This window comes from Anaeromonas gelatinilytica, from assembly GCF_016820635.1.
GTDB classification, from domain to species: Bacteria; Bacillota; Clostridia; order Tissierellales; family SIT17; genus Anaeromonas; species Anaeromonas gelatinilytica.
Genome location: NZ_WSFU01000144.1, coordinates 1 through 7,599, shown reverse-complemented (window position 1 = coordinate 7,599; position 7,599 = coordinate 1). Strand labels below are relative to the sequence as shown.

8 protein-coding genes and 1 pseudogene are annotated in these 7,599 nt (G+C 33.0%); 8 read left to right on the top strand and 1 reads right to left on the bottom strand.

The genetic code is table 11. The annotated features are described in order from the left end of the window. Positions 1-246 precede the first annotated feature (246 nt). The 8 genes and pseudogenes from GOQ29_RS14330 (at position 247) to GOQ29_RS14295 (ending at position 7,373) form a co-directional block, all read left to right on the top strand. Positions 247-1,113 (top strand): DUF3658 domain-containing protein, encoded by an 867-nt coding sequence (locus tag GOQ29_RS14330; RefSeq protein WP_203373355.1) that lies wholly within the window; start codon positions 247-249, stop codon positions 1,111-1,113. 271 nt (positions 1,114-1,384) lie between these two features. Then, a complete protein-coding gene (locus GOQ29_RS14325; protein WP_203373354.1) occupies positions 1,385-2,116 on the top strand; it encodes a class I SAM-dependent methyltransferase in 732 nt (243 codons plus the stop codon). A 34-nt stretch (positions 2,117-2,150) separates the two neighbouring features. After that, positions 2,151-2,999, top strand: a complete 849-nt coding sequence (locus GOQ29_RS14320) for a MerR family transcriptional regulator (protein WP_203373353.1) — start codon at positions 2,151-2,153, stop codon at positions 2,997-2,999. After that, positions 2,999-3,243, top strand: a pseudogene (locus tag GOQ29_RS14315) (recombinase family protein); the annotation flags it as partial. The gene GOQ29_RS14320 and the pseudogene GOQ29_RS14315, both read left to right, overlap by 1 nt. Before the next feature lie 260 nt (positions 3,244-3,503). Then, positions 3,504-4,532 carry an iron-siderophore ABC transporter substrate-binding protein gene (locus GOQ29_RS14310; protein WP_203373352.1) on the top strand — a complete coding sequence of 343 codons (1,029 nt, stop codon included), beginning with the start codon at positions 3,504-3,506 and terminating at the stop codon, positions 4,530-4,532. Positions 4,533-4,576: 44 nt separating this feature from the next. Beyond that, entirely contained in the window at positions 4,577-5,527 is a 951-nt protein-coding gene (locus GOQ29_RS14305; protein ID WP_484477094.1) for a FecCD family ABC transporter permease, read from the top strand. Then, positions 5,524-6,555 carry a FecCD family ABC transporter permease gene (locus tag GOQ29_RS14300; protein ID WP_203373350.1) on the top strand — a complete coding sequence of 344 codons (1,032 nt, stop codon included), beginning with the start codon at positions 5,524-5,526 and terminating at the stop codon, positions 6,553-6,555. Before GOQ29_RS14305 ends, GOQ29_RS14300 begins: the two co-directional genes overlap by 4 nt. After that, positions 6,555-7,373: an ABC transporter ATP-binding protein gene (locus tag GOQ29_RS14295; protein ID WP_203373349.1), complete on the top strand. Its 819-nt coding sequence runs from the start codon at positions 6,555-6,557 to the stop codon at positions 7,371-7,373. The genes GOQ29_RS14300 and GOQ29_RS14295 overlap by 1 nt, the downstream gene beginning before the upstream one ends. Before the next feature lie 34 nt (positions 7,374-7,407). Here GOQ29_RS14295 and GOQ29_RS14290 read toward each other — a convergent pair. Continuing rightward, the coding region (locus tag GOQ29_RS14290; RefSeq protein ID WP_484477093.1) for a hypothetical protein at positions 7,408-7,599 on the bottom strand (192 nt) is incomplete at its 5' end.

Here is a 7,599-nt window from a genome sequence, read left to right as displayed (position 1 = left end):
TATAGACTTACCATTTTTTCAAATGAATGTAATCAAGTACAATTTAAGTAAAATTAAATTTTTCACTGGAAATTTGATGCGAAAGCTCTGTTCAAAGAGTTATTTTATTTTCATTAACAGATTTTTATGATAAAATAAATATGAATATTATGAAGCATTCAGGCTAATGTTTGAATACTTCTGCGCACGATTATCATTAAAACACAGATGTTGGAATTTTAGGAAAGAAAGCATAGGAGGAACAAAATGGTTGAGGTATTGTTTGGAGAGAGTGAAAGTGGAGCTATGAAAGCCGCTAAAGATGAAAATGTAATTATTGGTGGTCATGATGGCTCAACCTCCTTTTTGGGAAAAAACAAGAAAAAAAGGAGGACTCAGGGGAAACAAGATGAGGTAGTCTGCCTTAGTTTTATGCTTGATATTGGTGATATTAAGGAAGCGATAGACAGTCAATACCGCAGGGAGTTAATCTTTTCTATGTATACTCAGAATGGATGGGAGGATAGTCTGGAAGTATTAGAGGAACTGCATGAGGCGGGAAACAAATATGTGCATGAATTAAACAGATTGATAGAATTTGCTCGAAAAGGTCATCCGTTGCGCATTTGGTATAGTAATGCCCCATATTCTTTATGTGGTTTCTATTATATTTGTTCGGTATTAAGAAAGTTTGAATGTGAAATATCCGTTGTAAAATTGCCAGACTATATAATAAAGAAAGAAAATGTGATAACATATCAAAATTGGGGTGAAATTGTACCAGAGGATTTCAATAAGTTTTTGGATTTGAAAAAGAAATTATCCAAAATGGAAATAATCATGTTTGCGGATGAATGGTCGAAGTTAGTTGAGGATAATAGTTCTTTGCGTGCATTGATTAATGGGCGCCTTGTTGGTGTCTCGGATGATTTTTATGATTATCTTATAGTAAAAGAAATGACAGATAAACCAATCAAGGAGGCTAGGTTGATTGGTAATATTCTTGGAAAATATCCTTTGAGTATCGGAGACTGGTGGTACGCAGTAAGGATTGAATTAATGTTGGAAAGAGGACAGTTGAAAGTAGTTGAAGATTCGACAAAGAAATATACCAGAACAATAGGTAAGGTATAATATTTTCCATCTTACCAGAAGTTTCAATGAAATATTTATTTTTAGAATACCATTGTGAAAAAAACTTCACAGTGGTATTTTTGCGTCAAGGGGTGAGAATGTTAAAATTAAAAAGGTGGTACAGACAAAACGATTTCATATGATTACACATATCATATTATTGGCATCAATAAATCATATATGCTACTCTTATTACAAAATAATTTAATTAAGGTGTTGACTTTCCTGTGTGCTGGAGGATTTACAATAAAGTTGGAAAGGAGGAATAGCTATGATAATAACTTGGGATAGCATATTAGATAAATATGTTCACAATTTAACAAGTCCAGATGGAAGAAACACTTTTGAAAGTACGCCTATTCTTGTAGAAAATATTTCGCAAAAAGCAAATATTACTAATTCTGATACTGTTATTGATATAGGTTGCGGTTGGGGGAACCTTACAAGGAATTGCTCATTACAATCAATGCGGACTATTGGGATTGAGCCAAACGTTGAAAATTTGGAAGAAGCGAAAAAACGTAATGCTGGATATGATATACAATATATTCAAGGCTCTTTTGAATGTTTCAATTATGATAACAAGGCTGATATTGTAGTCAGCTCCCTTGTTTTTCATCAAGTAAAACATAGTTGTAAAATACAAGCACTTAAAAATGTAAAGAACATTCTTAAAAATTCTGGACGGTTTATTTTATGCGATACAATGATAATGTTTGACGCAGAGAATGATTCACAACAATTTAATGAAGTATATCGTTATCTCTTAGCGAAAACAACACCGCCAGATATCTACAAAAAGTTTATTGCTCCTTATTTGCAAAGTGAGCATATTTATACTTGGAATGATATGAAGAAATTCACACCTAAAGATAATTGGTTTTATTCATTGAGTGATATGCAAAATTGGTTAGCAAAATGCGGTCTGTATATTGCAGATAAAGTAAGCTTTTGTCCGTTTTTTGGTATTCTTACTATTGCTGGTTTAGAAGAAGAATTGTAGGAATAACTTTTTTGAAAATACGCTTGACTTTCTTATGCACTGGAAGATTTATAATGAAATTGTAGGAGGTGGTATTATTTATAAGATAGGTGAGTTTTCACAAATCGTAGGTATAACAACTAAAACACTCAGATATTATGATGCCGAAGGTATTTTGTTTCCGTCTTTCCGCAATAAAGATAGCGGATACCGCTTTTATTCAGAAGAGGATATTGAAAAAGCCGAAATTATTTCCAATATGCGGAAATTCAATTTTACAATCTCTGAAATGAAAGATGCATTAAGAAATATCAAACATTCGGATGATTTTGCAGATTATCTTGTTGAAAAAGTAGCTTTAACACAAGATTTAATTGACCGCTACACGAAACTAATTTTGGAGATACAAGAATACTTGAAAGATAATATCCCCATTCAAAAGAAGGAATTTGATATGACTTATACTGTTTCAGAAGTAGAGATACCAGCTATGAAAATTGCGAGTATAAGATTTCAAGGGCAATATCATGAAATAGGTATGTATTTTGAAAAACTTTACAAAGTAGTACAAAATCGTGTTACTGGTACTCCCATTACTTGCTATTATTCTTTGGAATACAGTGAACAAGCTGATATTGAAGTTTGTGTTCCAGTATCAGAAAAGGTAAATAGCGATGGAGTTTTTTCAAGAAATTTACCTGAAAGTAAAGCTCTTCATGTTACACACATTGGTAAATACGAGGAGTTGAAATCTGCCTATAGAGCGTTATTTGATTATGCTAATGAACATCATTTGATTTATGAAGCCCCTTTAATTGAAATGTACGAAAAGGGGTATGGTACGACAATGGCGGGAAATCCTGAAAAATACATAACTGAAATCTACCTGCCTATTAAAGCATAGTATATTTTGAAGATGAAAAAATTAATACCCTTACAACGGACGGAGAACTACTTTTAGTGGTACTCAGCTCCGTTGCACAACAAGAAGTAGAAAATATTTCTGCGAATGTCAAAAAGGGTATGAAAATGAAGATGAAGCATGGCGAACTGGTGACTTTCAAGGTTGTCTAGGTTATGATTATCATTCCGAAGACAAGACCATCACAGTCAATGAAAAAGAAGCTGAAATTGTACGCTACATTTTTGACCATTGTGGAGACAGTTTGTCTTTTAATTAAAAAGTAAAATGAACAAAAAAAGATTACTTCGAAGTAATCTTTTTTTGTTCCAGTGATTTAGAGAATAGCTTTAAATATAGATATCTAATGAATACCCCCATTTCTACGCTTGACATATTTAATTTATGACTATATAATGGTATAAGAATTAAATGATAACAATTTTCATTATCATTTACTTATGGAACATTCAAGTAAAATCTATATAATAAATTAGGAGGAATATTATGAAACTAAAAAAAATAAGTACTATTATTTTTGTTTGTACTTTACTAATAACGGGATGTACAAGTTCAACAGAAAAAACTCAAGAGGAACCAAAGGTAGAAGAAAGTACTTCTGTTTCTTATCCAATAACAGTTAAACATGCCTATGGAGAAACTGTTATAGAAGAAGAACCAAAAAATGTTGCTACAATTTCATGGGGTAATCAAGATGTGCCTTTAGCATTAGGAATTATACCGGTTGGTGTATCTAAGGCAAATTATGGTGAAACAGATGAAAATGGTCTATTACCTTGGACTGGAGAAAAATATAAGGAATTAGGAGTAGAAAAACCTGTTGTTTTTGATGATGTAGATGGTTTAGACTATGAGGCTATAAGCAATTCTAATCCAGATGTTATTTTAGCTGCATACTCAGGAATTACACAGGATGAATATGACTTATTAAGTAAAATTGCTCCTGTGGTAGCATATCCTAAACTTGCATGGCAAACATATTGGCGTGACCAAATAACAATAAATGCAACTGCTATAGGTAAAAAGGATGAAGGCGATAAATTAGTTTCAGATTTAGAAAAGTTAATAGAAGAAAAGACTAGTAATTATACTAATTTTAAAGGGAAAAAAACTGCAGTTTGTTATTTCAATCCAGCTGACTTAGGTAAATTCTACGTATATCTTCCGACAGATCCTCGTGGAGCATATCTAACTGATTTAGGTTTAGAAGTACCTGAAAGTGTCAAGGAACTAGGGGAAACTTCAAACAGCTTTTCTATTGAAATCAGTTCAGAGAATATTGATAAATTAGCAGATATAGATATAATAGTAACTTATGGAAGTGATACATTATTAGAAGAACTTCAATCGGATGATTTATTAGGAACAGTTCCAGCAGTTAAAAATGGTGCTGTTGCAGTTATAGAAGACGGATCAGCATTAGCAGCTTCTTCTACTCCAAGTGCATTATCTATTCCTGCAACAATAGATGAGTATTTAAGTATAATTGGAAAGGCAGCAGATAAAGTAAAATGAAACTTGCAAAAACAATAGAAATATATTTAGGGAGTATTATTTTTTTGAGTTTATGTGTATTTGCATCATTAGCTTGGGGATCAAAAAGCATAGAATTTAATCAAGTAATAAATGCATTATTAAATAGTAATGATACGTCTTTTGCTGCCTTAGTGGTACGAGAGCGTATTCCAAGAACAATTTTTAGTATTATGGCGGGGGCTTCTCTTGGGATATCAGGAGCCCTCATGCAATCAATAACTAGAAATCCAATAGCTGATCCTAGTATCTTAGGAGTTAATACAGGTGCATCTTTATTTGTTGTAATTGGAATAGCTTTTTTTAATATAAATTCAGCAAATCAGTATATTTGGTTTGCGCTAGCTGGAGCAGGTATAACAGCAATATTTGTATATATTATAGCATCTATTGGGAATGGAGGCATGACCCCAATAAAACTTGCTTTGGCAGGTGCTGCTACTAGTGCTGTTTTATCATCTTTAGTAAGCGCAGTTATGCTTCCTAGAAGTGAGGTTATGGATTTATATAGATTTTGGCAGGTTGGTAGTGTAAGTGGTGCAACTTGGGAAAATATTACTTTAATACTACCATTTGTGATAATTGGTTTAATAATAAGTATAGCTTCAACACCGGCACTAAATGTTTTAGCATTAGGAGAAGAGGTTGCTACTGGTTTAGGCATAAATACAGGGATTATAAGACTTATTTGTGCAATTGCAGGAGTTATGCTATCTGGTGCGACTACTGCAATTGCTGGACCTATTGGATTTATAGGATTAATGATACCACACTCCATACGTCTTATTTTTGGTTCGAATTTGAAGGGCGTAGTTCCTTTGTCTGCTATAGGAGGTGCGGCACTTTTAATAATTTCAGATATTTTGGGAAGAGTAATTGGAAGTCCCGGTGAGATTCAGGTTGGAATTATTACTGCATTTCTAGGCGCACCAATTCTTATAATCATTGCTAGGAAAGCGAAGGTGAAAGCCATATGATACAAAGTACTCATACTCAAATTAGACAAGGCTATATTAGAAGGAAAATCCGTTTGATTAGTGTTAATATTATTTTACTTGTTCTAACGATATTTCTTTGCGGTATGATGCTTGTATATGGGAAAACTAATTATCCGTTAAGTACAGTTATAAGAGTTCTTAGTGGAGAACAAATACAAGGTGCCACCTTTACTATAGCAACTCTGCGTTTACCAAGAATGCTAAGTGGACTTTTAGCAGGATTAGCTTTTGGTATAGGAGGAAATACATTTCAAACTATGCTAAGGAATCCATTAGCGAGTCCTGATATTATTGGTATAAGTTCAGGTTCCAGTGTTGCAGCTGTTTTCTGCATATTAGTTTTAAATATGAGTGGAAGTGCTGTTTCTGTAGCGGCGGTAATTTCTGGGCTTATAGTATCAATAATTATATATATGTTATCTAAAGGCTCAGGATTTGCAGGCGGTAGATTGATACTTATAGGAATTGGAATGCAGGCAATGATAAGTTCACTTATATCATATTTGTTGGCTAAAGCTTCACAACATGATGTCCCAACTGCACTTAGATGGTTAAGCGGTAGTTTAAATGGAGTGGGGATTGAAGATGTACCAACTTTATTTTTAGTTGTAGTTATATTTGGAATTACTATTTTATTCTTAACGAAACAGCTTCAAATATTAGAATTAGGAGATGAGTTTGCAATTACATTAAGTATTAAAGTTAATTTAATACGTATTATGCTAATTCTAAGTTCAGTGTTTTTGATTGCTTTTGCTACTTCTGTTACAGGTCCTATAGCCTTTGTTGCATTTTTATCTGGACCAATAGCATCTAGGCTTGTTGGATTAGGAGTATCAAATGTTTTATCATCAGGTTTAGTTGGAGCATCATTAGTTCTTGGCGCAGATATGATTGGTCAGTTTGTATTTAGCACAAGATTTCCTGTAGGTGTGGTCACGGGAATTTTGGGGGCACCATATATGTTATTTTTATTAATAGTTATAAACAGGAGGGGTCAAGCATAATGACTAAAAAACAACAATTATTTGAAGCAAAGGAAATAGTAACTGGATATGACAAAAAGATTATAATTGATGGAATTGACCTAGCTATTCCAAGTAATAAAATTAGTGTCATTATTGGCGCTAATGCATGCGGCAAATCTACTTTGTTGAAAACACTTGCTAGACTTATTAAACCTGTTTCAGGGCAAGTTGTAATTGATGGTAAAAAAATTACTTCAATGCCTTCTAAACAACTAGCACAAGTTTTAGGTTTACTTCCGCAATCGCCAGTAGTTCCAGAAGGAATAACTGTTTATGATCTAGTTTCAAGAGGTAGATATCCATATCAATCATTTTTAAAGAGCATGGATAAAACTGATTTTGAAGCTGTAGAAGAAGCACTTGAAATAATGGGAATAAAAGAGCTTGCTAATCGTAGTGTAGATGAACTATCTGGTGGGCAACGTCAGAGAGTTTGGATTGCTATGGCACTTGCTCAGGAGACAGAGATACTTCTTTTAGATGAACCAACTACCTATCTTGACATTGCTTATCAAGTAGAGATTCTTGATTTATTAACTGATTTAAACCGCAAAAGAGGGACTACTATTGTAATGGTACTTCATGATATAAATTTATCTGCTAGATATGCTGATTATATATTTGCTCTTCGTAATGGTAAATTGATTGACCAAGGGACGCCATCAGAGGTTATAACATCTGAATTAATTAGTAAAGTATTTGGATTAGATTGTCTAGTTATACAAGATCCGTTATCCTCTTCACCTTTTATAGTGCCAAGAGGAAGACACCATGTTAATTTTCAAAATATAATATAATATTAACGAAAACGATTATAAATAAACTATTTATTTATAATCGTTTTCTTATTATATCTTTATTTTCTCTAATAGATTTTATGGCAGAAACAGAGGGTATTCCATTTTCATCATGATTCACTGATGAAATTACTCCGTAAACTTCTTCAAGCATTTTTTTAGTTATTACAGAACTTATGAGCGAGAAAGCCCACTTCTTCAGATGTGGGATGAAAGCGATATTTTT